Annotated in this window: 28 protein-coding genes; 24 read left to right on the plus strand and 4 right to left on the minus strand. The window is 71.3% G+C overall.

The features are described from left to right. Window positions 1-10 precede the first annotated feature (10 nt). The 17 genes from prfA (at window position 11) to ACQ1X7_RS17800 (ending at window position 13724) form a co-directional block, all read left to right on the plus strand. Window positions 11-1084 (plus strand): peptide chain release factor 1, encoded by a 1074-nt coding sequence (gene prfA, locus ACQ1X7_RS17720; protein ID WP_432479549.1) that lies wholly within the window; start codon window positions 11-13, stop codon window positions 1082-1084. Next, entirely contained in the window at window positions 1081-1932 is an 852-nt protein-coding gene (prmC, locus tag ACQ1X7_RS17725; RefSeq protein WP_432479550.1) for a peptide chain release factor N(5)-glutamine methyltransferase, read from the plus strand. The genes prfA and prmC overlap by 4 nt, the downstream gene beginning before the upstream one ends. 5 nt (window positions 1933-1937) lie before the next feature. Further along, window positions 1938-2603 (plus strand): L-threonylcarbamoyladenylate synthase, encoded by a 666-nt coding sequence (locus tag ACQ1X7_RS17730; protein ID WP_432479551.1) that lies wholly within the window; start codon window positions 1938-1940, stop codon window positions 2601-2603. A 7-nt stretch (window positions 2604-2610) separates the two neighbouring features. Further along, window positions 2611-3753: a glycosyltransferase family 4 protein gene (locus tag ACQ1X7_RS17735; protein ID WP_432479552.1), complete on the plus strand. Its 1143-nt coding sequence runs from the start codon at window positions 2611-2613 to the stop codon at window positions 3751-3753. Window positions 3754-4056: 303 nt separating this feature from the next. Further along, entirely contained in the window at window positions 4057-4290 is a 234-nt protein-coding gene (locus tag ACQ1X7_RS17740) for a hypothetical protein (RefSeq protein WP_432479553.1), read from the plus strand. 3 nt (window positions 4291-4293) lie between these two features. Beyond that, window positions 4294-4728: a hypothetical protein gene (locus ACQ1X7_RS17745; RefSeq protein ID WP_432479554.1), complete on the plus strand. Its 435-nt coding sequence runs from the start codon at window positions 4294-4296 to the stop codon at window positions 4726-4728. After that, entirely contained in the window at window positions 4725-5648 is a 924-nt protein-coding gene (gene atpB / locus ACQ1X7_RS17750; RefSeq protein WP_432479555.1) for a F0F1 ATP synthase subunit A, read from the plus strand. Before ACQ1X7_RS17745 ends, atpB begins: the two co-directional genes overlap by 4 nt. Before the next feature lie 91 nt (window positions 5649-5739). Beyond that, window positions 5740-5991, plus strand: coding sequence for a F0F1 ATP synthase subunit C (locus tag ACQ1X7_RS17755; RefSeq protein WP_432479556.1), 252 nt, complete (start codon window positions 5740-5742; stop codon window positions 5989-5991). Between the two features lie 2 nt (window positions 5992-5993). Next, entirely contained in the window at window positions 5994-6584 is a 591-nt protein-coding gene (locus tag ACQ1X7_RS17760; RefSeq protein ID WP_432479557.1) for a F0F1 ATP synthase subunit B, read from the plus strand. Then, on the plus strand, window positions 6584-7399 hold the full coding sequence (locus ACQ1X7_RS17765; protein WP_432479558.1) for a F0F1 ATP synthase subunit delta: 816 nt from the start codon (window positions 6584-6586) through the stop codon (window positions 7397-7399). Before ACQ1X7_RS17760 ends, ACQ1X7_RS17765 begins: the two co-directional genes overlap by 1 nt. Before the next feature lie 72 nt (window positions 7400-7471). After that, window positions 7472-9109, plus strand: a complete 1638-nt coding sequence (gene atpA / locus ACQ1X7_RS17770) for a F0F1 ATP synthase subunit alpha (RefSeq protein ID WP_432479559.1) — start codon at window positions 7472-7474, stop codon at window positions 9107-9109. Window positions 9110-9112: 3 nt separating this feature from the next. Next, the gene (locus tag ACQ1X7_RS17775; RefSeq protein WP_432479560.1) at window positions 9113-10024 is read left to right on the plus strand and encodes a F0F1 ATP synthase subunit gamma; all 912 of its coding nucleotides are present in this window, start codon (window positions 9113-9115) and stop codon (window positions 10022-10024) included. A gap of 28 nt (window positions 10025-10052) precedes the next feature. Next, window positions 10053-11510: a F0F1 ATP synthase subunit beta gene (gene atpD, locus ACQ1X7_RS17780; protein WP_432479561.1), complete on the plus strand. Its 1458-nt coding sequence runs from the start codon at window positions 10053-10055 to the stop codon at window positions 11508-11510. 1 nt (window position 11511) lies between these two features. Beyond that, the gene (locus tag ACQ1X7_RS17785; protein ID WP_432479562.1) at window positions 11512-11850 is read left to right on the plus strand and encodes a F0F1 ATP synthase subunit epsilon; all 339 of its coding nucleotides are present in this window, start codon (window positions 11512-11514) and stop codon (window positions 11848-11850) included. A 27-nt stretch (window positions 11851-11877) separates the two neighbouring features. Beyond that, window positions 11878-12318: a DUF2550 domain-containing protein gene (locus ACQ1X7_RS17790; RefSeq protein ID WP_432479563.1), complete on the plus strand. Its 441-nt coding sequence runs from the start codon at window positions 11878-11880 to the stop codon at window positions 12316-12318. Further along, window positions 12276-13478 carry an MFS transporter gene (locus ACQ1X7_RS17795; RefSeq protein ID WP_432479564.1) on the plus strand — a complete coding sequence of 401 codons (1203 nt, stop codon included), beginning with the start codon at window positions 12276-12278 and terminating at the stop codon, window positions 13476-13478. The genes ACQ1X7_RS17790 and ACQ1X7_RS17795 overlap by 43 nt, the downstream gene beginning before the upstream one ends. A 21-nt stretch (window positions 13479-13499) precedes the next feature. Further along, window positions 13500-13724, plus strand: coding sequence for a hypothetical protein (locus tag ACQ1X7_RS17800; RefSeq protein ID WP_432479565.1), 225 nt, complete (start codon window positions 13500-13502; stop codon window positions 13722-13724). Between the two features lie 17 nt (window positions 13725-13741). Here ACQ1X7_RS17800 and ACQ1X7_RS17805 read toward each other — a convergent pair whose 3' ends face one another. Continuing rightward, complete coding sequence (locus ACQ1X7_RS17805; RefSeq protein ID WP_432479566.1) at window positions 13742-14314, minus strand: cob(I)yrinic acid a,c-diamide adenosyltransferase; 573 nt, start codon at window positions 14312-14314, stop codon at window positions 13742-13744. A gap of 49 nt (window positions 14315-14363) precedes the next feature. On the opposite strand from ACQ1X7_RS17805, the gene ACQ1X7_RS17810 reads away from it, so the two are divergent. The 3 genes from ACQ1X7_RS17810 (at window position 14364) to ACQ1X7_RS17820 (ending at window position 17476) form a co-directional block, all read left to right on the plus strand. Next, a complete protein-coding gene (locus tag ACQ1X7_RS17810; RefSeq protein WP_432479567.1) occupies window positions 14364-14993 on the plus strand; it encodes a hypothetical protein in 630 nt (209 codons plus the stop codon). Between the two features lie 69 nt (window positions 14994-15062). Next, window positions 15063-15368: an STAS domain-containing protein gene (locus tag ACQ1X7_RS17815; protein WP_432479568.1), complete on the plus strand. Its 306-nt coding sequence runs from the start codon at window positions 15063-15065 to the stop codon at window positions 15366-15368. Window positions 15369-15442: 74 nt separating this feature from the next. Continuing rightward, window positions 15443-17476 carry a protein meaA gene (locus ACQ1X7_RS17820; protein WP_432479569.1) on the plus strand — a complete coding sequence of 678 codons (2034 nt, stop codon included), beginning with the start codon at window positions 15443-15445 and terminating at the stop codon, window positions 17474-17476. An 18-nt stretch (window positions 17477-17494) separates the two neighbouring features. Here the strand turns inward: ACQ1X7_RS17820 and ACQ1X7_RS17825 are convergent, their stop codons facing one another. Beyond that, on the minus strand, window positions 17495-17992 hold the full coding sequence (locus ACQ1X7_RS17825) for a DUF427 domain-containing protein (protein WP_432479570.1): 498 nt from the start codon (window positions 17990-17992) through the stop codon (window positions 17495-17497). Between the two features lie 37 nt (window positions 17993-18029). Between ACQ1X7_RS17825 and ACQ1X7_RS17830 the strand changes: the two genes are divergently transcribed. From ACQ1X7_RS17830 to ACQ1X7_RS17840, 3 genes are all read left to right on the plus strand, one after another. Continuing rightward, on the plus strand, window positions 18030-18296 hold the full coding sequence (locus tag ACQ1X7_RS17830) for a hypothetical protein (protein WP_432479571.1): 267 nt from the start codon (window positions 18030-18032) through the stop codon (window positions 18294-18296). A 37-nt stretch (window positions 18297-18333) separates the two neighbouring features. Next, window positions 18334-18576, plus strand: coding sequence for a hypothetical protein (locus tag ACQ1X7_RS17835; protein ID WP_432479572.1), 243 nt, complete (start codon window positions 18334-18336; stop codon window positions 18574-18576). An 81-nt stretch (window positions 18577-18657) separates the two neighbouring features. Continuing rightward, window positions 18658-19182 carry a ferritin gene (locus ACQ1X7_RS17840; RefSeq protein WP_432479573.1) on the plus strand — a complete coding sequence of 175 codons (525 nt, stop codon included), beginning with the start codon at window positions 18658-18660 and terminating at the stop codon, window positions 19180-19182. Between the two features lie 41 nt (window positions 19183-19223). Here ACQ1X7_RS17840 and ACQ1X7_RS17845 read toward each other — a convergent pair whose 3' ends face one another. Both ACQ1X7_RS17845 and ACQ1X7_RS17850 read right to left on the minus strand, forming a co-directional pair. Beyond that, window positions 19224-19742: a hypothetical protein gene (locus ACQ1X7_RS17845; protein ID WP_432479574.1), complete on the minus strand. Its 519-nt coding sequence runs from the start codon at window positions 19740-19742 to the stop codon at window positions 19224-19226. Between the two features lie 310 nt (window positions 19743-20052). Then, complete coding sequence (locus ACQ1X7_RS17850; protein ID WP_432479575.1) at window positions 20053-20487, minus strand: MarR family winged helix-turn-helix transcriptional regulator; 435 nt, start codon at window positions 20485-20487, stop codon at window positions 20053-20055. A gap of 58 nt (window positions 20488-20545) precedes the next feature. Here ACQ1X7_RS17850 and ACQ1X7_RS17855 point away from each other — a divergent pair, with 58 nt between their 5' ends. After that, window positions 20546-21850, plus strand: a complete 1305-nt coding sequence (locus ACQ1X7_RS17855) for a hypothetical protein (protein WP_432479576.1) — start codon at window positions 20546-20548, stop codon at window positions 21848-21850. The last annotated feature ends 355 nt before the right edge of the window (window positions 21851-22205 follow it).

A 22205-nucleotide genomic window follows, 5' to 3' on the forward strand; every position in this document is an offset into this window, starting at 1 on the left:
CCACTGCAGCGTGTTCGAGGCCGTCGAGTCGTTCGTCACCGAGCGCGCTGACCTCGAGCAGCGCCTGGCCGACCCCGCGACGCACTCCGACCAGGCGCTGGCCAAGCGGCTGAACCAGCGGTACGCCGAGGTGGCGGCCGTCGTGCGCGCCTGGGAGGAGTGGCGCCAGCTCGGCGACGACCTCGGGGCGGCCCGCGAGCTGGCGGGCGACGAGCCCGAGTTCGCCGCCGAGGCCACGGCCCTCGAGGAGCGGCAGGAGGTTGCCGCCGAACGGCTGCGCCACCTGCTCGTGCCCCGCGACCCCACCGACTCCAAGGACGCCATCCTCGAGGTGAAGTCCGGCGAGGGCGGGGAGGAGTCCGCGCTGTTCGCCGGTGACCTGCTGCGGATGTACACCCGGTTCGCCGAGCGGAGCGGCTGGACGACCGAGGTGCTCGACGCCACCGAGTCCGACCTCGGCGGCTACAAGTCGGTGACCGTCGCGGTGAAGGCGAAGGGTGTGAGCTCGCCAGGCGAGGCGCCGTACGCGCTGCTGAAGTTCGAGGGTGGCGTGCACCGGGTGCAACGGGTGCCCGTGACCGAGTCCCAGGGACGGGTCCACACCAGCGCCGCCGGCGTGCTGGTGCTGCCCGAGGCCGAGCCCGTCGACGTCACGATCGACGAGCACGACCTGCGCATCGACGTGTTCCGGAGCAGCGGCCCGGGCGGCCAGAGCGTGAACACGACCGACTCCGCGGTCCGGATCACCCACCTGCCGACCGGCATCGTGGTCAGCTGCCAGAACGAGAAGAGCCAGCTCCAGAACCGCGAGCAGGCGATGCGGATCCTCCGGTCGCGGCTGCTGGCCGCCGCCCAGGAGGAGGCAGAGCTGGCGGCGGGCGAGGCCCGGCGCAGCCAGGTCCGCACCGTCGACCGCTCCGAGCGGATCCGCACCTACAACTACCCCGAGAACCGGATCTCCGACCACCGCACCGGCTACAAGGCGCACAACCTCGACCAGGTCCTCGACGGCGACCTCGGCCCGGTCCTCGACTCCTGCGTGCAGGCCGACCTCGAGGCCCGGCTCGCCGCGCTGGAGCCGTGACCGCCCGGCAGCTGCGCCGCGAGGCGGCCGAGCGGCTGCGGGCCGCGGGCGTCGCCTCGCCCGAGCGCGACGCCGACGAGCTGCTCGCCCACGTGCTCGGGCTCGGCCTGGGCAGGCTCGCCCTCGTCGACGGCGTGACCGAGGAGCAGGGGGCGGCGTACGACGCCCTGCTGGACCGTCGGGCGGCGCGCGAGCCGCTCCAGCACCTGCTCGGCACGGCCGTCTTCCGCCACGTCGAGCTCGCCGTCGGGCCCGGCGTCTTCGTGCCCCGCCCCGAGACCGAGCTCCTGGCCGGGTGGGCCGTCGACCGGGCCCGGGAGGCCGGGCGCCACCACCGGACCTGCCGGGTCGTCGACCTCTGCACCGGGTCGGGCGCGATCGCCCGGGCCGTGAAGGACGAGGTGCCGTCCGCCGACGTGCACGCGGTCGAGCTGGACCCGGGCGCCCACCGCTGGGCGGAGCGCAACCTCGCCGGCACCGGCGTGGAGCTGCGCCTGGGCGACATGGCGACCGCCTTCGCCGACCTCGCCGGCACCGTCGACGTCCTGACCTGCAACCCGCCGTACGTGCCCCTCGAGGCCTGGGAGTCGGTCGCCCCCGAGGCGCGCGACCACGACCCGCACCTGGCGCTGTTCTCCGGCGACGACGGGCTCGACGCGCTGCGGGTGCTCGCCGAGCGTGCCGCGGTGCTGCTGCGCCCCGGCGGCTGGGTGGGGGTCGAGCACGCGGACGTGCAGGGGCAGTCGGCCCCCCGCCTGTTCGCCGCGACCGGCCGCTACGAGCAGGTCCGCGACCACCGGGACCTGGCCGGGCGTCCGCGCTACCTGACCGCGCGGCTGGCACGATAAGCGCCGTGACGACCGCCCAGCGCCTGCCCACCGGCTCCGAGGACCAGCGCGAGGCCGCCGTCTCCGCGGCGACCCGGGCCGTGCAGCGCGGCGAGCTGGTCGTCATCCCGACCGACACCGTCTACGGCATCGCCGCCGACGCCTTCGACGCCGACGCGGTGGCCGACCTGCTCGACGCCAAGGGACGGGGCCGCGAGATGCCGCCGCCGGTGCTGGTGAGCGCCGCCACCACGGTCGACGCCCTGGCCACCGGCCTCCCGGGCTACGCCCGCACCCTGATCGAGGAGTTCTGGCCCGGACCGCTGACCCTCGTCTGCCGCCAGCAGCCGTCGCTGCAGTGGGACCTGGGCGACACCCGCGGCACCGTCGCGGTCCGGATGCCCGACCACGAGGTCGCGCTGGCCGTGCTCGAGCGGACCGGTCCGCTGGCCGTCAGCTCGGCCAACCTCACCGGCCGACCCGCAGCCCTCGACGCAGACGCCGCCGAGGAGATGCTCGGCGAGGAGGTGGCGGTGATCGTCGACGCCGGCGCCGTGACCGGGGGAGAGGCGTCCACGATCGTCGACGTCACCGGTGACCAGGGCCGGGTGCTGCGACGGGGCGCGCTCGACCTCGACGAGCTGAACGCCGTGCTCGAGCCTCTCGGGACCACCCTGACCGACGAGGACTGAGCAGCGCGTGCGCGAGTACCTCCTGATCTTCCTGGTCGCGGCCGCGGTGACCTACCTGCTGACCGTCTTCGCCCGCGAGATCGCGCTGCGCACCGGCGCCGTGGCCGAGGTGCGGGACCGAGACGTCCACGCCGAGCCGATCCCCTACCTCGGCGGGCTCGCGATGCTCGGCGGCCTGGTCGCGGCGTACGCCGTGGGACGGGAGCTGCCCTTCCTCTCCACCGCCGGCGGCCCGTTCGTGTTCGAGGACGCCGGCGCGGTCCTGCTGGCCGGGGCCCTGGTCTGCGGGGTGGGCGTGCTCGACGACCTCTTCGAGCTCGACGCGCTCACCAAGCTCGGCGGCCAGGTGATCGCCGTCGCGTTCCTCGTCTACTCGGGCATCCAGTTCATCTTCTTCCCCGACACCACCGGCTACCAGTACTCCCTCGACCCGGCGCAGGGCGCCCTGCTGGCCGCGCTGATCGTGATCGGGACCATCAACGCCGTCAACTTCGTCGACGGCCTCGACGGTCTCGCCGCCGGGGTGGTCGGCATCGGGGCGGCGGCGTTCTTCGTGTTCAGTTACCAGCTGGCCAGCCTGAACGCCGCCCCGCTCGCGATGACCAGCGCCTTCCTGTCGGCCGCGCTCGCAGGGGCCTGCGTGGGGTTCCTGCCGCACAACTTCCACCCCGCCCGCCTGTTCATGGGGGACAGCGGTTCGATGCTCCTCGGGCTGGTCCTCTCGGCGAGCGCGCTGACGATCACCACGCAGTTCCAGGGAACCGAGATCACCCGTGGCGGCGCGGGCTCCGACGTCAACCCGATCGCCTTCTTCCTGCCACTGCTGCTGCCCGTCGCCATCCTGGTGGTTCCCCTCGCCGACCTGGCGCTGGCCGTCGTACGCCGGACCCGGGCCGGTCGCTCCCCGTTCGCCCCGGACAAGCAGCACCTGCACCACCGGCTGCTGGAGATCGGCCACAGCCACCGCCGGGCCGTGGTCATCATGTGGCTGTGGGCGGGCCTGATCGCCTTCGGCACGGTGCTGGCCAGCCTCTACACCGGGATGCTGATGTGGTCGGCCCTGATGGCCGCGACCGCGATCACGATCACGCTGACCTTCCTGGTGCCCGTGGTCCAGTCGCCCCACCTCGGGACCGTCGACGACGAGTGAGGAGGGGCGTTCCTGGACCCCCGGTTGCGGCCCCCCGGAGCGCTTGTGCTAATTTTCACAAGCACCCGCTGAACACCCGACAGGACGGCCGCCACGCATGACGACCGCACCCCGCCAGACCCCCTCCGGGACCCGTGTCACGGCACCGGCCCCCCGGTTCGTCGGGCCCCTTCGCTGTGGTAGTTTCGCGCCGTCGTCGGTCCTGCACCGGTGGGCTTCCCCCATCACTCGGATGAGTACCCACAGGGTCGGCGCGCCCCCTCTCCGGGGTGACCTGCCCCCGACCGAAAGCGACCCGGGTGAATGGCCGATGAGCGCTCCGATGCCGCCCACCCTCATCAGGGACTCCGCGGACGCGACCTCATCGGGCTCGGTGGACTCCTCACGGGCTCGGTCGTCCTCTGCACCGGCCTCGGCCTCCTCGTCGACCACGGCCTCGACACCAGCCCCGCGTTCACCCTGGCAGGGGTGGGTCTCGGCATCGTCATGGCCGGCGTCGGCTTCTGGGTCCGGGTCCGCACCGCGCTGCGGGGCTGAGGCATGACCATGACCACCCCCACGCCAACCACGGTCAACCCGGGCGAGCGCGCGAGCATCGGTCGGGTGCTGAAGGACCAGCGCAAGGCGATCCTGGTCGCCCTCGGTCTCGCGATCGCAGTCTTCTGGGTCGTCGGCCAGCTCGGCGAGTGGCGGCTGGCGGGCTGCATCGCCGGCGGCATCGGGCTCGGCCTGGCCAACCACCTCGCCACGGAGTACTGGCTGCTGCGGATCATCGCCCACGGCAAACAGCCCACCCGAGCCACCATGATGCGCTCGACGCTGGTCCGGTTGTTGGTCCTCACCACGGTCGCCGTGGCGCTGGCGGTGACGTGGTGGCCGGACGGCATCGGCCTGCTTCTGGGGCTTGCCGTGTTCCGCCTCATCGCCCTGGTGATGACCACCCTCCCGCTGTTGAAGGAGCTGAAGAGCCAATGACGCTGAGACAAGTGAGCAACGGCGCCCTGGTCCTGGCCATCGTGTCCTTCATCGGTGGAGTCATCTGGACGACCCAGGCAGGGCCGACCGCCGAGTCCGAGATCCACATCGGAGAGCACACGACAGCCGACTGGCCGCTCGTCGGCACGGTGCACCTCGACACGATCATCTCCACGTTCGTGGCGGGGGCCGTGGTGCTCTTGCTGGGCTTCCTGGTTCGCCGGTCGCTCACCAAGGACCCCGCGGACCACGTACCGACCAAGCTCCAGATGATCTGGGAGGCGATCGTCGGCCAGGTGAACAGCCAGGTCGAGGACAACATCGGCAAGGTGCACCCGTACGCCGCGCCGCTGGCCATCTCGCTGTTCTCCTTCATCCTGATCGCCAACTGGATCGAGCTGCTGCCCCTCAGGCTCAACGAGAGCGACCACCTGCTGACGGTCCCGACCGCGGACACCAACCTCACCTACGCGCTCGCCGCGGTGACGATCGTCAGCGTCTGGGTCTACGGCGTCCGGCAGAAGGGCGTGAAGGGCTACCTGAAGCACCTCTTCGAGCCGTTCCCGGTGATGTTCCCGCTGAACCTGCTCGAGGAGCTGATCAAGCCGGTCACGCTGGCGCTGCGTCTCTTCGGCAACATCTTCGCGGGCGGCATCATGCTCGCGCTGATCGCCCTGATGCCGTTCTGGATCGCCTGGGCCCCGACCGTGCTCTGGAAGGCGTTCGCCGGCGCGATCGCGGTCATCCAGGCCTTCATCTTCGCGCTGCTGACGGTCCTCTACTTCGCGATGGCCGGGGCCGGCCACGACGAGGAGCACGACGAGCACCAGGAGCACGACGAGCACCAGGAGCGCGAGGAGCAAGAGGAGCGCGAGAGCGCTGACGAGGAGCGCGAGGAGCGGGCACCCCAGCCCGCGTGACAGACACTGTCGGCGGACCGCCCGGTCGGCCGGCACCCAGAGGTAATGCGAGGCGCCCGTTCGAGGCGCACAAGTTGAGGAGAGAAAATCAATGGCAGCAGAAGGTTCGATCGAACTGGCCGGTGCCTTCATCGGCGGAGGCATCGCCCTCGCTGGTGGGGCCATCGGTGCCGGCGTCGGTGACGGCTTGGCCGGTGCGTCCTACATCGAGGGTGTCGCCCGTCAGCCCGAGGCACAGGGTCGGCTCCAGACCATCTTCTTCTTGACGGTGGGTCTGGTCGAGGCGATGTTCTTCATCAACCTCGCGTTCATGGCCCTGTTCGTCTTCGTCCTCGGCGCCTGATCATGGCGGTCACGGCACAGCTGGCGCCGTTGGTGCTGGCGGCCGCGGAGGAGGGCGAGGAGACCAGCAACTTCCTGGTCCCCAACGGCACCTTCCTGATCGAGCTGGCGGCGTTCCTGCTGCTGTTCTTCCTGCTCACGCGGTACATCATCCCGTTCATCAACCGAGCGATGACGCGTCGGCAGGAGGCGATCCGCCAGGAGTTCGCCGACCTCGACGAGGCGAGGGCCGAGGCGCAGGGGGCCGAGGAGGAGTTCAAGTCGCAGATGGTGGACGCCCGCCACGAGGCGGCGCGGATCCGTGAGGAGGCCCGCGAGCAGGGCGCTGCCATCGTGGCCGAGATGCGGGAGCAGGCCCAGGCCGAGGCGTCCCGGATCGTCGAGCACGCGCAGGCGCAGATCTCGGCCGAGCGGCAGCAGGCCGTCGCCACGCTCCGTGCGGAGGTGGGGTCGCTGGCCACCACCCTCGCCGGCCGGATCGTCGGTGAGAGCCTCGAGGACGACGAGCGCAGCAATCGCGTGGTCGACCGGTTCCTCGCCGACCTCGACACCCTCGAGACCGCCGAGGCCGCGGGGCAGGGCGGGGACCGGTAATGGCAGCATCGTTGTTGCGGGGTGCCTCGGCAGAGGCGTTGGCCGACCTGGGCGAGCGGCTCGGGAAGCCGGCCACGCTCGCGGAGGCCGCCACCACCGGCGACGAGCTGTTCTCGGTCTCGCAGCTGCTGCGCGCCGACGCGGCGCTGCGTCGCGTGGCGACCGACGCGTCGCTGCCGGCCGAGGCCAAGCAGGGCCTCGCGCGGCAGATCTTCGAGGGCAAGGTGGGTGATGCCTCGCTCGCGATCGTGGAGAGCGCCTTCGGGCACCGCTGGACCTCCCCGCGTGACCTGTCCGACGCGCTCGAGCGGCTGAGCGAGGTCGCGACCGCCCGGTCCACGGGCGCGAAGGCCGACCGGCTCGCCGACGAGCTGTTCGGCGTGGGCCAGCTGGTGGCCACCAACCCGGAGCTGCGCGACGCGCTCGCCAACCCCGGCCGCAGCGTCGACGACCGGGTCGCCCTGGTCGAGGCGGTGCTGGGCGACAAGGTGCTCCCGGCAACGGTGACCCTCACCAAGCAGGCGCTGGCCGGCACCTACGGCACGCTCACCGCGGCGCTCGAGGTCTACCGCCGGGTCGTCGCCGACACGGTCGGCGAGGCGGTGGCGACGGTCCGGGTGGCCCAGCCGCTGAGCGAGGCCGAGCGCGACCGGCTCCGCACGGCCCTCTCGCGGCAGTACGGCCGCGAGGTCCACGTCAACGAGGTGGTCGAGCCCGAGGTGATCGGCGGCGTCCGGGTCGAGATCGGTGACGACGTCATCGACGGCACGGTGGCCGGTCGCCTCGACGACGCCCGCCGACGGCTCGCCGGCTGACGGCCGGCACCCAGTCAGAGCAACAGAGCAGATCGACAGACGGCCCAGGAACCAAGGGAAGAGGCAGCGAAGATGACGGAGCTTTCGATTCGTCCGGAGGAGATCCGCGACGCGCTCCAGAAGTACGTCGAGGACTACCAGCCCTCGGCGGCGAGCAAGGAGGAGGTCGGCACCGTCGCCCAGGCCGGCGACGGCATCGCCCGCGTGAGCGGCCTGCCGTCGGCCATGGCCAACGAGCTCCTGGAGTTCGAGGACGGCACGCTCGGCATCGCCCTGAACCTCGACACCCGCGAGATCGGTGTCGTCATCCTGGGTGACTTCGACAAGATCGAGGAGGGCCAGTCGGTGCGCCGTACCGGCGAGATCCTCTCGGTGCCCGTCGGCGACGCCTTCATGGGCCGCGTGATCGACCCGCTCGGCAACGCGATCGACGGCCTCGGCGACATCGAGTCGAGCGAGCGACGCGCACTGGAGCTGCAGGCCCCCACCGTGGTGCAGCGCAAGTCGGTGCACGAGCCGCTCGCCACCGGCATCAAGGCCATCGACGCGATGACCCCGATCGGCCGCGGCCAGCGGCAGCTGATCATCGGTGACCGCGCGACGGGCAAGACGACGATCGCGATCGACACGATCATCAACCAGAAGCAGAACTGGGACTCCGGCGACCCGACCAAGCAGGTGCGCTGCATCTACGTCGCCATCGGCCAGAAGGGCTCCACCATCGCCTCCGTGCGGGGTGCCCTCGAGGAGGCCGGCGCGCTGGAGTACACCACGATCGTGGCCGCCCCGGCATCCGACAGCGCGGGCTTCAAGTACCTCGCCCCCTACACCGGCTCGGCCATCGGCCAGCACTGGATGTACGACGGCAAGCACGTGCTGATCGTGTTCGACGACCTCTCCAAGCAGGCCGACGCCTACCGCGCCGTGTCGCTGCTGCTGCGCCGCCCGCCGGGCCGCGAGGCGTTCCCCGGCGACGTGTTCTACCTGCACAGCCGGCTGCTGGAGCGCTGCGCCAAGCTGAACGACGACATGGGTGCCGGTTCGATGACCGGCCTCCCGATCATCGAGACCAAGGCGAACGACGTCTCGGCGTTCATCCCGACCAACGTCATCTCGATCACCGACGGCCAGATCTTCCTGCAGTCCGACCTGTTCGCGGCCAACCAGCGCCCGGCGATCGACGTCGGCGTGTCGGTGTCCCGGGTGGGCGGCTCGGCGATGACCAAGGCGATGAAGGCCGTCACCGGCTCGCTGAAGGTCGACCTGGCCCAGTTCCGAGCCATGGAGGCGTTCGCGATGTTCGCCTCCGACCTCGACGCGGCGTCGCGGCAGCAGCTCGACCGCGGCCAGCGGCTGATGGCGCTGCTCAAGCAGCCGGCGTACTCGCCGTACCCGCTCGAGGAGATGGTGGTCTCCCTGTGGGTCGGCACCACCGGCCGCCTCGACCGGGTCCCGACCGACGACGTGCTGCGGTTCGAGAACGAGTTCATCGACTACGTGCGGCGCTCGCACGACGGGATCCTCTCCTCGATCCGGGAGTCCACGAAGTTCGAGGACGACACCGCGAGCTCGCTCGAGTCGGCCTACGAATCCTTCCTCGACCAGTTCGAGACCTCCGAGGGCGGGTCGATCAAGGCCGGCACCGAGGCGCCGGCGGAGGCCCTGGAGGACGAGGACCAGGAGCAGATCGTCAAGCAGAAGCGGGGCTGACCCATGGCCGTATCGCTGCGTGAGTACCGCGCGCGGATCAGGTCGACCGAGTCGATGAAGAAGATCACGCGCGCCATGGAGCTCATCGCTGCGTCCCGCATCATCAAGGCGCAGCAGCGGGCCCAGTCGGCCGCGCCGTACGCCCGCGAGCTGACCCGGGCGGTCTCGGCGCTGGCCACGTACTCCAACGTCGACCACCCGATGACCACCGAGCCCGAGGACCCCCAGCGGGCGGCGATCCTGATCGTGACCAGCGACCGGGGCCTGGCCGGCGCCTACTCCTCCAGCGCCATCAAGGAGGCCGAGCGGCTCGTCGCCACCCTCACCGAGGAGGGCAAGGAGGTCCGCACGTACATCTGCGGGCGCAAGGGCCAGGCCTACTACAAGTTCCGCGAGCGCCCGGTGGTCCAGTCCTGGTCCGGCTTCTCCGACCAGCCGTCCTACGACGCAGCGGCCGAGGTCGGCGACGCGCTGATCGACGCCTTCATGGCCAGCGAGGGTGACAGCTCGGTCGACGAGGTGCACGTGGTCTACACGCGCTTCCGGTCGATGCTGGTCCAGGAGCCCACTGCGGTGCGGCTGCTGCCGCTGGAGGTCGTGGAGGGCGAGGAGCGGCCGGCGTCCGACGAGGTGCTGCCGCTCTACGAGTTCGAGCCCTCGGCCGAGGCCGTGCTCGACAAGCTGCTGCCGCGCTACGTCCAGAGCCGGATCTTCTTCGCCTTCCTGCAGGCGGCGGCCTCCGAGCTCGCCGCGCGCCAGAAGGCCATGAAGTCGGCGACGGACAACGCCGAGGAGCTCATCAAGAAGTACACCCGGATCGCCAACCAGGCTCGCCAGGCTGGCATCACCCAGGAAATCAGCGAGATCGTGGGCGGCGTGAACGCGCTGGCCGACGCGAACGCCGCCAGCGAGTGACCCGCACCAACGTGAGTGAGTGAGAGACATGACTGCCACTGCTGAAGAGACCAAGACCCAGTCGGGCGCGGCGGCCACGGGCCGGATCGCGCGGGTCATCGGCCCCGTGGTCGACGTCGAGTTCCCCGTGGACTCGATGCCCGAGATCTACAACAAGCTGGAGTGCGAGCTCACCCTCGGCGGCGAGACCCGCACCCTGTCCCTGGAGGTCGCGCAGCACATCGGTGACGGCATGGTCCGCGCCATCTCGCTGCAGCCGACCGACGGCCTGGTCCGGGGCGGACAGGTCACCGACACCGGGGAGCCGATCACGGTCCCGGTGGGTGACGTCACCAAGGGCCACGTGTTCAACATGCTGGGCGAGCCCCTCAACCTCGAGGAGGGCGAGGAGCTCGACGTCCAGGAGCGCTGGGCCATCCATCGCAAGGCGCCGGCGTTCGACCAGCTGGAGTCGAAGACCGAGATGTTCGAGACCGGCATCAAGGTCATCGACCTGCTGACGCCGTACGTGCAGGGCGGCAAGATCGGCCTGTTCGGCGGCGCCGGCGTGGGCAAGACCGTGCTGATCCAGGAGATGATCGCGCGCGTCGCGAAGGACCACGGTGGTGTGTCGGTGTTCGCCGGCGTCGGCGAGCGCACCCGTGAGGGCAACGACCTGATCGCGGAGATGGAGGAGGCCGGCGTCATCGGCCAGACCGCCCTCGTGTTCGGTCAGATGGACGAGCCGCCGGGCACCCGGCTGCGGGTCGCGCTGTCCGCGCTGACGATGGCGGAGTACTTCCGCGACGTGCAGAAGCAGGACGTGCTGCTGTTCATCGACAACATCTTCCGGTTCACCCAGGCCGGGTCGGAGGTGTCGACCCTGCTGGGCCGGATGCCCTCCGCCGTGGGCTACCAGCCCAACCTGGCCGACGAGATGGGCGTCCTGCAGGAGCGGATCACCTCGACCCGTGGTCACTCGATCACCTCGATGCAGGCGATCTACGTGCCGGCGGACGACTACACCGACCCGGCTCCCGCGACGACGTTCGCCCACCTCGACGCGACCACCGAGCTGTCCCGCGAGATCGCCTCGCTCGGCATCTACCCGGCCGTCGACCCGCTGACCTCGACCTCGCGGATCCTCGACGCCCAGTACATCGGGCAGGCGCACTACGACTGCGCCATCCGGATCAAGCAGATCCTGCAGCGGAACAAGGAGCTCCAGGACATCATCGCGATCCTGGGTGTCGACGAGCTGTCCGAGGAGGACAAGATCATCGTCTCCCGGGCCCGCCGGATCCAGCGGTTCCTGTCGCAGAACACCTACGTCGCCAAGCAGTTCACGGGCATCGAGGGCTCGACCGTCTCGGTGGGCGACACGATCGAGGCGTTCAACAAGATCGCGGACGGCGAGTACGACCACGTGGCCGAGCAGGCCTTCTTCATGTGCGGCGGTCTCGACGACGTCGAGCAGAAGTGGGCCGAGATCCAGAAGAACCTGTGACATGGCGAACACGATGAAGGTGGCCCTGGTGGCCGCCGACCGTGAGGTGTGGTCGGGCGAGGCCACCATGGTCAACGCCCGTACCCTCGACGGTGACATCGGCATCATGGCCAACCACACGCCGATCATGTCGGTGCTCGACGCCGGGCAGGTCGACGTCCGCACCGTCGACGACGGCCACTGGGTGGCCGCCGTCGACGGGGGGTTCCTCTCGGTCGCCCACAACGAGGTCCGGCTCCTGTGCGAGCATGCAGAGATCTCGTTCGAGAGCAACTACGACGAGGCCAAGCGGCTGCTCGACGAGCGGGTGGCCGCCCAACAGCAGGACGACGAGGCCTGACCCGAGGGGGCCGGCGGAGGAGGGCTGATGCCACTGTGGCAGCTGCTGCTTGACGCAGCTGGTGCGGTGCTGGTCCTCGTCCTGCTCTACGGCCTCAGCCTGGTCGCACGCCGGCGGGTCCTGGCACGCCACGGTGGCACCTTCGAGCTCAGCTTCCGCGCCCGGTCCGAGAGGGCCGGGCGCGGGTGGCTTCTCGGGCTCGGGCGGTACTCCGGCGACTCGCTGGAGTGGTTCCGCATCTTCTCGTTGTCGCCCCGCCCCAAGCGGGTCTGGCGACGCGGGACACTCAGCTACACCGGTCGCCGTGAGCCGGCCGGCCCCGAGCGGATGTCGCTCTACCCCGACCACGTCGTGGTCCAGTGCCGCACGCCGGACGGCGAGCTCGAGCTCGCCATGTCGGCCAGCTCCCTGATGGGCCTGCAGGCGTGGCTGGAGGCCGCCCCGCCCGGTACGGCGACGACGGTGTGAGGGCGCCGGACGCGACCGCGGTCGCCGCGCGCAACGCGGTCGCCGTGGTCTTCGTGCTGAACGGGTTCTCGTTCGCCTCCCTCTTCTCGCGGGTCCCCGCCCTGCGGGACGGCCTCGGGCTGGACAACACCGGAATCGCCGCGCTGCTGCTCGCCGGCGCCGTCGGCTCCGTCGGGGCCCTGCCGTCGGCGGGCCCCCTCATCCGACGGACCAGCGTGGCCGTGGTGACCCGCGGTGGCGTCGTGCTCGTGGCGATCGGGCTGGTGCTCGCCGCCGTCGGGGCCACCGTGGTGGAGGAGGTGGTGGTCGCGGCCGCCGGGTTCCTCGTGTACGGCGTGGGGGTGGCCGTCTGGGACGTGGCGATGAACGTCGAGGGAGCGGCCGTCGAGCGGGTCCTCGGCCGGGCCATCCTGCCGCGCTTCCACGCCGCCTGGAGCCTGGGCTCGGTCACCGGGGCAGGCCTGGCCGTGCTGGCCACGGCCGCCGCGCTGCCCATGACCCTGCACCTGGCGCTGGCCGCGGTGGTGGTGCTCGCGGCGCTGCGGGCCCCGGCCCGCTACCTCCCGGCGCAGCCCGACGCGCACTCCGGGTCCTCGCTCGACGCCTGGCGCGACCCCCGGACGATCGGCATCGGCCTGATGGTGATGGCCTTCGCCCTCACCGAGGGGGCGGCCAACGACTGGCTCGCGCTGGCGATCATCGACGGCTACGACGCCCGCCACTGGGTCGGCGTCGCCGGGTTCGCCGTGTTCGTGGTCGCCATGAGCACCGGGCGCCTCGTCGGCACCGTCGTGCTGGACCGCTTCGGGCGGGTGCCGGTGCTGCGCGCCACCGCCCTGCTGGCGCTGGCCGGCCTGCTGCTGCTGGTGCTGGGCCAGCACCCGGTGGTCGCCGTCGTCGGGATCGTCCTGTGGGGCCTCGGCGCCTCGCTCGGGTTCCCGGTCGGGATGAGCGCCGGCGCCGACGACCCCGCCCACGCCGCGGCCCGGGTGGGCGTGGTGTCCACCGTGGGCTACAGCGCCTTCCTCGCCGGACCGCCCGTCCTCGGGTTCATCGGCGACCGGGTCGGGACGCTGCAGGCACTGCTCGTCATCGCGGTGCTGCTCGTGCCGACCGTCTTCCTGGTGTCGGTGGCGCGCGAGCCGGTCGCCGCGCGTTGAGTCGTCCGGGACGATGGAGGCATGGGCTGGACGCTGGGAGTCGGCATCGGGGTCGCCCTCGGCCTGGCCGTGCTCGCGGGGGGCGTCCGGCTGATCCTGCGCGGGCGCCGCGAGGGACGTGTTGCGGCCGCCGACGCGGACGACCGGATGGTCGCCAGCCTCCGGGTCGCCGCCGGCGTACGGATGCTCAACAAGGGCGGCCTGCTGCTGGTGCTGGTCGCGATCGCGGCGTTCGTCTGGCGCTGAGCAAGTGGTCCGTCTGCTCAGCGGTCGCCGCCCGGGACCCACAGCACGTCACCCTGCTCGCGGTTGGCGTGGCGGGCGAGGATGAACAGCAGGTCGGACAGCCGGTTGAGGTAGGTGATCGCCAGCTGGTTCATCGTGTCGGCGTGCTCCTCCCACGCAGCCCAGGCCGAGCGCTCGGCCCGCCGGACCACGGTGCGGGCGACGTGCAGGTGGGCCGCGGCCGGCGTGCCGCCGTTGAGGATGAAGGAGCGCAACGTCGGCAGCCCGTCGTTGTAGTGGTCGCACCAGCCCTCCAGGCGGTCGACGTAGTCCTGCTCGATCCGGAGCGGCGGGTGCTCGGGGTCGGCGACGACCGGCGTGCACAGGTCGGCCCCCACGTCGAACAGGTCGTTCTGCACCCGGGTCAGCACCGCGACCACGTCGTCGTCGAGGCCCTCGCCCGTGAGGGCGACGCCGAGGTGGGCGTTGGCCTCGTCGACGTCGGCGTACGCCCGCAGCCGCAGGTCGGTCTTGGTGGTCTCGGAGAAGTCGCCCAGCCGGGTGCGGCCGCCGTCTCCGGTGCGGGTGTAGATGCGGGTGAGGTTGACCATGACTGCACTCTAGGTCGCCGCTTGTGGCGGGCTGGCTACGGTCGACCCGATGGAACGTCGTGGCCTCGTCGCCGTGCTCGCCGCCCTGCCCGCCCTGGTGCTGGCGGTGGCCGGCCTGTTCCACCCCCACTCGCTGACCGCGGAGAGCGCCGACACCTGGTTCCTCCTCCACCTGGTCGCGCTGTTCGTCTTCCCGCTCGTGGGGCTCGGCCTGGTCACGCCGCTGATCGGCCGCCGGGACGCGGTGTCCTGGGTGGTGCGGCTGGGCGCGTTCGGCTACGCCACCGCCTACACCGCCCTCGACGTCATCAGCGGGATCGCGGCCGGGTACGTGACCGGCCGGTTGCCGGAGGGCACCCCACGTCCGGAGGAGGTGTGGCTCCTGTTCCGGATCGGGACTCCCCTCGGCGAGGTGGGTTCGTGGTCGCTGCTGGTCGCGACCGGCCTGCTGGTGCTGGACGGCGTACGCCGGACCGGCGCGCGGGCCGTCGTGCTGCTGGTGCTGCCCGTCGGGGCGTGGCTCGTCCACGTCGACCACATCTTCTCGCCGGTCGGGGTGCTCGGGATGGGCCTGGTCGGCGTCGGGACGGGACTCGCGGTGTGGTGGTCCGACGGCCCGCGCCAACTCGCCGGTGCGATGAGGCAACCGATCCGTGGTGACGCGCGTCATAGTGGATGAGTGACCACCTCAGCGGTGGTCGCACGGAGGAGCGGGTCCCCGGGGGACCCGGGAAACGGGGCAGACGCGATGGACATCCGCACCGACGGGCCCACGCTGGTGCTCCGTGGCGACTTCGACGGTCGCAGCACCTCCCAGGTGCGCTCCGCGCTCGGTGAGCGCCTCGCGGCCGACGACGAGCTCGAGATCGTCGTCGACCTCAGCGGCGTCCGCTCGGTCGACGTGCCGGCGCTGCGGGTGCTCGCCTACGCCAGTCACGCGGCCTCCCGCACCGGCCACCTGGTCCGGCTCCGGGGCTGCAGCCCCCAGGTGATCCGGATGCTGCTGCTCACCCGGCTGATGCGCTTCGTGGAGGTCGACCGCCCGGCGGCCTGACGCATCTCACATGTGCACAATCCCACATCGCTCGGCGGTTACCCGGGCGTAGCGGCCGGGCCTACGCTCGGCCCATGACCGACCAGGACCGCGCGGGCACGGGCCTCGAGCCGCGTGCCAAGGACCGGCCGTGGGTGATGCGGACCTACGCCGGGCACTCCACCGCCTCCGCGTCGAACGCGCTCTACCGGACCAACCTGGCCAAGGGGCAGACCGGCCTGTCGGTGGCCTTCGACCTGCCCACCCAGACCGGCTACGACCCCGACGACGCGCTGAGCCGCGGCGAGGTCGGCAAGGTCGGCGTCCCGGTGCCGCACCTGGGGGAGATGCGGCGGCTGTTCGACGGGATCCCGCTCACCGGGATGAACACCTCGATGACGATCAACGCGCCGGCGATGTGGCTGCTGGCGCTGTACCAGGTGGTCGCCGAGGAGCAGAACCCCGACCTCGAGCCGACCGAGGTGGCCCACCAGCTGGCCGGGACCACGCAGAACGACATCATCAAGGAGTACCTCTCCCGCGGGACCTACGTCTTCCCGCCGGAGCACTCGCTGCGGCTGATCGGCGACGTCATCGCCTACACCGTCCACGAGATCCCCCGGTGGAACCCGATCAACATCTGCAGCTACCACCTGCAGGAGGCCGGCGCGACGCCGCGGCAGGAGCTGGCGTACGCACTCTGCACCGCGATCGCGGTCCTCGACCAGGTGAAGGCGTCGGGCCAGGTCTCCGAGGAGGACTTCGCGAAGGTGGTCGGGCGGATCTCGTTCTTCGTCAACGCCGGGGTCCGCTTCGTCGAGGAGACCTGCAAGATGCGGGCGTTCGTCGAGCTGTGGGACGAGATCACGCGTGACCGCTACGGCGTCACCGACGAGAAGATGCGCCGCTTCCGCTACGGCGTGCAGGTCAACTCGCTCGGCCTGACCGAGGCGCAGCCCGAGAACAACGTGCAGCGGATCGTGCTCGAGATGCTCGGCGTGACGCTGTCGAAGAAGGCCCGGGCGCGGGCGGTGCAGCTGCCGGCCTGGAACGAGGCGCTGGGGCTGCCGCGGCCCTGGGACCAGCAGTGGTCGCTGCGACTGCAGCAGGTGCTCGCCTACGAGTCCGACCTGCTGGAGTACGACGACATCTTCGACGGCTCCCACGTCATCGAGGCCAAGGTCGCCGAGCTGGTCGAGGGGGCGCGTGCCGAGATGGACCGGGTGCAGGCGATGGGCGGCGCGATCGCGGCCGTCGAGTCCGGCTACATGAAGCAGGAGCTGGTCTCGGCGCACGCCGCCCGCCGGGCCCGGATCGAGGCAGGTGAGGAGGTCATCGTCGGCGTCAACCGCTTCGAGACCACCGAGCCCTCGCCGCTCACCGCCGACCTGGACGCGGCGATCCAGGCCGCCGACCCGGAGGCCGAGGCCGCCGCGGTGCGCTCGGTCGAGGAGTGGAAGGCGCAGCGCGACGAGGCCGAGGTGACCGCGGCGCTCGATCGGCTGGCCACCGACGCCAAGACCGACACCAACCTGATGCCCGCGACGCTTGCGGCTGCCCGGGCCGGGGCGACCACGGGGGAGTGGGCGGCCACGCTGCGCGAGGTCTTCGGCGAGTTCCGGGCCCCCACCGGAGTCTCCGGCGCGGTCGGGGTCGCGGAAGCCGGCGGTGAGCTCAGCGCCGTACGGGCGCGGGTGAGGGAGACCGGCGAGGCCCTCGGCGGGCGGCTCCGGCTGCTGGTGGGCAAGCCGGGCCTCGACGGCCACTCCAACGGTGCCGAACAGGTCGCCGTCCGGGCCCGCGACGCGGGCTTCGAGGTGGTCTACCAGGGGATCCGCCTCACGCCGGAGCAGATCGTGGCGGCCGCGGTCGCCGAGGACGTGCACTGCGTCGGCCTGTCGATCCTCTCCGGCTCGCACATGGAGCTGGTGCCCAGCGTGCTCGACGGGCTGCGCGAGGCGGGGCTGGACGACGTCCCGGTCGTGGTCGGCGGCATCATTCCCGACTCCGACGCCCGCCGGCTGCGCGAGGCGGGGGTGGCGGCGGTCTACACGCCGAAGGACTTCGGGCTCACCGAGATCATGGGCGGCATCGTCGACCAGATCCGTCGCGCCCACGACCTGGACTGAGCCTCATCTGCTCGGCCGTCACCAGCCCCAGGAGCCGGGGCCGCCCTTGAACGGGCCGACCACCCGAGAGGTCACCCAGCCGCCGTAGAACCCGCCGTCCTGCGGCACGACCCGCTCGCCGTCGACGAAGCACGCGTCAACCGCGGCCGGCATCACGGCGAGGTGGTCGTGGAGCACCTCGAACCCGCGCGTGGGGTCGACGTAGGTCCAGGCCGCCCGCTCCGCGACGCGCCCCTCCACGACCAGGTCGAAGTACGACGCCTGCCCCTTCCACTCGCAGTACGTCGTCCCCGCGACCGGCCGCAGCACGCCGTCCGCGAACGCCGTCCGCGGCAGGTAGTACGTCGGCGGGTGGCTGGTCTCCAGGACCCGGTGGGTCGTGGAGGACCGAGCGATCATCCCACCGCCGAGGTGCACCTCGACCAGCTCTGCGCTCGCCTCGACCCGCGGCGGCCGGGGGTAGGTCCAGACCGACTCCTGACCCGGGCCGACGGGGTCGGGTGTGGGACGTCGCACGGCTCCACGGTAGGCGCCGGCTGGCTACGGTGGGGTGGTGAGCGACCTGCACTGCCCGGCGCGGATCCTGCTGGTCGACCAGCGGCCGGCCGGCGCGCTCGCGGAGCGGCTCTCGCGCGAGAGCCTGGCAGCGACGTACGACGCGCCCGTCGACCTCGACGAGGTCGCCGACCGCCACCGTGGCGAGACCGTGCTGGTGGTGGGCCCCCTGCCCGCGGAGCACGCCCACGCGGGGGGACCGGTGGTGCTGGTGGAGGTCGACGCCGACGGCCGACGGACGTCACCGTGGGACGTCCCTCGATGAGGTAAGGCAAACCTAAAACACCTGCTACAGTCCGCGCGTGGGCAAGGGCAAGAAGAAGGGCAAGAAGGCGAAGGGGCCCGGCAAGGGCGCGGTCGCGAAGCTGCCCAAGAAGAAGTGCTGCGAGTCGAAGAGCCGCTGCAACCGCTGCCCCCTGCGCATGCTCAAGGAGGGCACGCTGCCCTGCGGCTACACCGTCCACAAGCGCAAGCTCGTCACGGTCGAGAAGGCCGCGGAGATCAAGGCGGCCAAGCGGGCCAAGAAGGCGGACAAGGCCGCCTGAGGACAGCCTCCCCTTGCGTGCGCGGCCTCCGGAGCCCTGACATGCTGAGCCGGACCGCCGCCGACCCCGAGGAGTGACGCCGTGCCTGCCGCCCGCTTCGTCGACCAGCTCAACACGCAGATCGGGAACGAGCTGGCCGCGCACAACCAGTACCTCGCCTGTGCCATCCACTACGACGCGCTGACCATGCCTCAGATGGCGGCGTTCTTCTACGGGCAGGCGCTCGAGGAGCGCGGCCACGCGATGATGATGGTCCAGTACCTGCTCGACACCGATGCCGAGGTCGTCATCCCGGGCGTCGAGGCGCCGCACCCGACGTTCGACGACGTGGTCGCCCCCGTCCAGCTGGCCCTCGACCAGGAGCGCCGGGTCTCCGAGCAGATCTTCGACCTGGTGCGGATCGCGCGCGAGGAGTCCGACTTCGCCTCCGAGCAGTTCATGCAGTGGTTCATCAAGGAGCAGGTCGAGGAGGTCGCGACGATGACCGACCTGCTCGCCGTGGTCACCCGATCCCGGGGTGACCTCGAGGACATCGAGGAGTACGTCGCCCGCGAGCAGTCGTCCGGGGCCGACGACCCCACGGCCCCCCGTGAGGCCGGCGCCTGAGCGGCACGTCGGACGCGGGGTGGTGGCCGCGCGCCCGTACGTCAACAGGACTCCGTCGGCCGCAGTGAGGTGAGGGTGGCCAGGTCCAGCCGAACGACGGTGCCGCTCACGTCGAGCTCGATCCAGCCGGCGTCACTGTCGACCACCTCGCCGCAGGCGGTCCCACCGCCGGTGCCGACCTCGACGGGGCGTTCCGCATCGGTCTCCGGCCACCAGCCGGTGGAGGCCGACAGCGTGACCATGGTGACGGCGACGCAGGTCAGGATGACGCCTGCCCGGAGTCGGCGACCGCTCGAGGCTGGGTCCACCGGTGCGCCGAGCGGCCAGGCCACGACTGCGACGAGCAGGAGGCCGAGCGCCGCTGCCGCAAGGGCGAGGAGCGCCAGGACGCCGGCGACGGACTGCAGCCCCAGGGGGAGCCGGGTGCCGTTGTCGCCGGTGAGCACGCCGCACAGCCCCACGAAGGCAAGGGCTGCCAGCTGCAGCTTGTGCCACTCCCGGGCCGAGGCCCTGACGACCTCCGGAGACGGGACCAGCTCCGGCCCGGACGTGGCGTCCATCGACTCGCCCTCCTGCTGGTGCCGCGACCGTTCCGCGACCTCGTCCCCCAGACTCGTCGGGGCGCGAGGCCTGGCGCATCGGCCATCCTCCTCAGATTGCGGACACACGTCCTCAGATCGTGCAACGGCGTGCGCTGTCAGAACGGCATGCACGTGCGCGCGGATGGTCCTTTCCCCGTCCTTGACCACGCTCCACCGCGGTTGAAGGCTGACGCCGGGAGGTGCTGGCCGATGCTCGACGAGGCGGAGCTCATCCAAGCGCTGCGTCGCCGTGCGCACCCTGGGCGCGCCTGCTCGTGCCGCGATGAGGTCAGTGCCAGTGCTGGTCCAGGAGCTGCTGAAGCAGTCGACGCAGCTCCCGATGGCCCTGCTCACCGAGGAGCGCGCTGATGCTCTCCTCGAGGGTGGCGATCGTGGCGATCCCGGCCGAGACGCAGGCCTGCCCCTTCTCGGTCAGCACGATCAGCTTGGCGCGGCCGTCGGTGGGATCGGGCCGGCGTACGACGTACTCCAGCTGCACCAGCTCGTCGACCAGCTCGCCCATCGCCTGGGGTGACATGTTGGCGCCCCTGGCCAGCTCGGTGAGCCGCGACCCCTCGGGCTTGATCTGCGCGAAGACCGCTGAGTGTGACGGCTTCTGCGGGAAGCCCGCGCCGACCACGCCGTCGACGATCTGGAAGCCCAGCAGGCTGTAGGCGCGACCCAGCATGCTCACGGTGTTGAGCTCTTGCGGGGCGAACGGCATATTACTAAGGTAGCCTGAACATCTGGCGATCGGGCGGCAGTTCATCCAGGAGCGGCCCATGGCAGTGCGAACGCGGGTCTGGTGCGCATGGCTGTGGGGCGCCTCGGCGGTCCTCAGCGCCACCGCGGCGGTCCTCACTGCCATGGCCTGGAGCGACCTCCAGCCCGTGGACCGGGCCCTGGCTCCGATCAACCCGGTCGCGATCCTGCTCTACGCCAGCCTCGGCGTGCTGGTGGTCCTGCGGGTGGCCAACCGCATCGGGTGGCTACTGCTCGCTGTCGCCGTCGTGAGCGGGGCGCAGTTCTCGACCACGATGTACGCCGTGGTGGCCGTCGTCACCCACCCGGACAGCCTCCCCCTCGGAGAACTGGTGGGCATGCTCTCCGAGCTGCTGTTCCTCCCGCTCTTCGTGCTGCTGATCGGCATGCTGGTGCTCTTCCCGGACGGCCACCTCCCCTCCTGGCGGTGGCGGCCCGTGACCGCAGTGGTCCTCGGGATCTGCGTGGTGGAGGGGATGCTGTTCGCCGTCGCACCCCGATCGGTCGGAATCCCGGCGCCGGGTGGCGTCTCCCTGACCTACGACAACCCCCTGGCCCTGGACCTCCTCGGGGATTTCGGCCGACGGGTGGGATCGCTCGACGCGCTGGCCGCTGTCTACCTCCCGATGTTCCTCCTGGCGCTCGCCTCCCTGGCCGCGCGGTATCGAAGGGGGAGCAACGAGGTACGACGGCAGATCCTCTGGCTCGCCCTCGTCGCCGGCGTGAGCCTCGGCCTCCAGGTGGTCGCCTCCACTGGCCAGCTGGTCTGCGAGTGCTCGTCCTCGCCCGTGGTCGTCGTGGCGCAGCAGGCGGAGGGCGCCGTGATACTCCTCGGAGTCCCCTCGGCGATCACGGTCGCGATCCTGAAGTACCGCTTGTACCAGATCGATCGGATCCTCAACCGCGCCCTCGTCTACGGAGGACTCACCATCACCCTGGGTGCCGTGTACCTCGTCTCCGTCCTGCTCCTCCAGCTCGTCCCGAGCCCGATCACCACCCAGTCCGACGTGGCGGTCGCCGCCTCCACCTTGGCCGCAGCGGCCCTGTTCCGGCCCGCACGACGGCGCCTCCAGGGCGCCGTCGACCGGCGCTTCTACCGGAGCAGGTACGACGCGACCAGCACGCTGGACGCCTTCGCCGCCCAGCTGCGCCACGAGGTGGACCTCGACGCGGTCGCCCGCGACCTCCGATCAGCCGTCGACAAGACCTGGCAGCCCGACCACGTCAGTGTGTGGCTTCGCCCGCAGGGTCGTGTCGCCGATCCCGAACGTGCGCACGTGGCCATCGGGCCGGGGAGCCGGACACGGAGCTGGCCTGTCCGCTGAGCACGAGCACGGCCCTCGGCACCCTGACTACGTGATGGAGATGCCACAGGCGAATGAACGCTCCGCGGACGCGACGCCATGCGCGCCATGCAGGAGGCCTGTGGAACGTCGTACTCATCCTCGAGCTCGACGAGGACGGCATGATCCTCCGAGACACGCGCTACCACGCGCAGCACTCCGACCCACCGGACTGGCGGTCTGGCTGGGTCGAGCCGCTCGAGCGAGCGAAGGCAGAGGCAGCCGCGTCGGACGAGCGGATGACAGCTGCCGCTCGGCGCCGGCCCGGTTGCTCACCCTCCGGGCTCGAGCGCCTGCAACGAGCCGGCCTTGAAGCGGCGTACCTCCTGCGGCCAGC

This window comes from Nocardioides sp. GXQ0305 (assembly GCF_050880345.1).
Classification (GTDB): domain Bacteria; phylum Actinomycetota; class Actinomycetes; order Propionibacteriales; family Nocardioidaceae; genus Nocardioides.

Bases quoted from the DNA above. Each gene is read 5' to 3' on its own strand.
- ACQ1X7_RS17745 (WP_432479554.1), top strand. From the start codon at position 4,294: ATGACCATGACCACCCCCACGCCAACCACGGTCAACCCGGGCGAGCGC.
- ACQ1X7_RS17775 (WP_432479560.1), top strand. From the start codon at position 9,113: ATGGCCGTATCGCTGCGTGAGTACCGCGCGCGGATCAGGTCGACCGAG.
- atpA (WP_432479559.1), top strand. From the start codon at position 7,472: ATGACGGAGCTTTCGATTCGTCCGGAGGAGATCCGCGACGCGCTCCAG.
- ACQ1X7_RS17740 (WP_432479553.1), top strand. From the start codon at position 4,057: ATGGCCGATGAGCGCTCCGATGCCGCCCACCCTCATCAGGGACTCCGC.
- ACQ1X7_RS17810 (WP_432479567.1), top strand. From the start codon at position 14,364: ATGGAACGTCGTGGCCTCGTCGCCGTGCTCGCCGCCCTGCCCGCCCTG.
- ACQ1X7_RS17855 (WP_432479576.1), top strand. From the start codon at position 20,546: ATGGCAGTGCGAACGCGGGTCTGGTGCGCATGGCTGTGGGGCGCCTCG.
- ACQ1X7_RS17800 (WP_432479565.1), top strand. From the start codon at position 13,500: ATGGGCTGGACGCTGGGAGTCGGCATCGGGGTCGCCCTCGGCCTGGCC.
- ACQ1X7_RS17850 (WP_432479575.1), bottom strand. From the start codon at position 20,487: ATGCCGTTCGCCCCGCAAGAGCTCAACACCGTGAGCATGCTGGGTCGC.
- ACQ1X7_RS17760 (WP_432479557.1), top strand. From the start codon at position 5,994: ATGGCGGTCACGGCACAGCTGGCGCCGTTGGTGCTGGCGGCCGCGGAG.
- ACQ1X7_RS17805 (WP_432479566.1), bottom strand. From the start codon at position 14,314: ATGGTCAACCTCACCCGCATCTACACCCGCACCGGAGACGGCGGCCGC.
- ACQ1X7_RS17755 (WP_432479556.1), top strand. From the start codon at position 5,740: ATGGCAGCAGAAGGTTCGATCGAACTGGCCGGTGCCTTCATCGGCGGA.
- ACQ1X7_RS17845 (WP_432479574.1), bottom strand. From the start codon at position 19,742: ATGGACGCCACGTCCGGGCCGGAGCTGGTCCCGTCTCCGGAGGTCGTC.
- atpD (WP_432479561.1), top strand. From the start codon at position 10,053: ATGACTGCCACTGCTGAAGAGACCAAGACCCAGTCGGGCGCGGCGGCC.
- atpB (WP_432479555.1), top strand. From the start codon at position 4,725: ATGACGCTGAGACAAGTGAGCAACGGCGCCCTGGTCCTGGCCATCGTG.
- ACQ1X7_RS17820 (WP_432479569.1), top strand. From the start codon at position 15,443: ATGACCGACCAGGACCGCGCGGGCACGGGCCTCGAGCCGCGTGCCAAG.
- ACQ1X7_RS17790 (WP_432479563.1), top strand. From the start codon at position 11,878: ATGCCACTGTGGCAGCTGCTGCTTGACGCAGCTGGTGCGGTGCTGGTC.
- ACQ1X7_RS17765 (WP_432479558.1), top strand. From the start codon at position 6,584: ATGGCAGCATCGTTGTTGCGGGGTGCCTCGGCAGAGGCGTTGGCCGAC.
- ACQ1X7_RS17785 (WP_432479562.1), top strand. From the start codon at position 11,512: ATGGCGAACACGATGAAGGTGGCCCTGGTGGCCGCCGACCGTGAGGTG.
- ACQ1X7_RS17815 (WP_432479568.1), top strand. From the start codon at position 15,063: ATGGACATCCGCACCGACGGGCCCACGCTGGTGCTCCGTGGCGACTTC.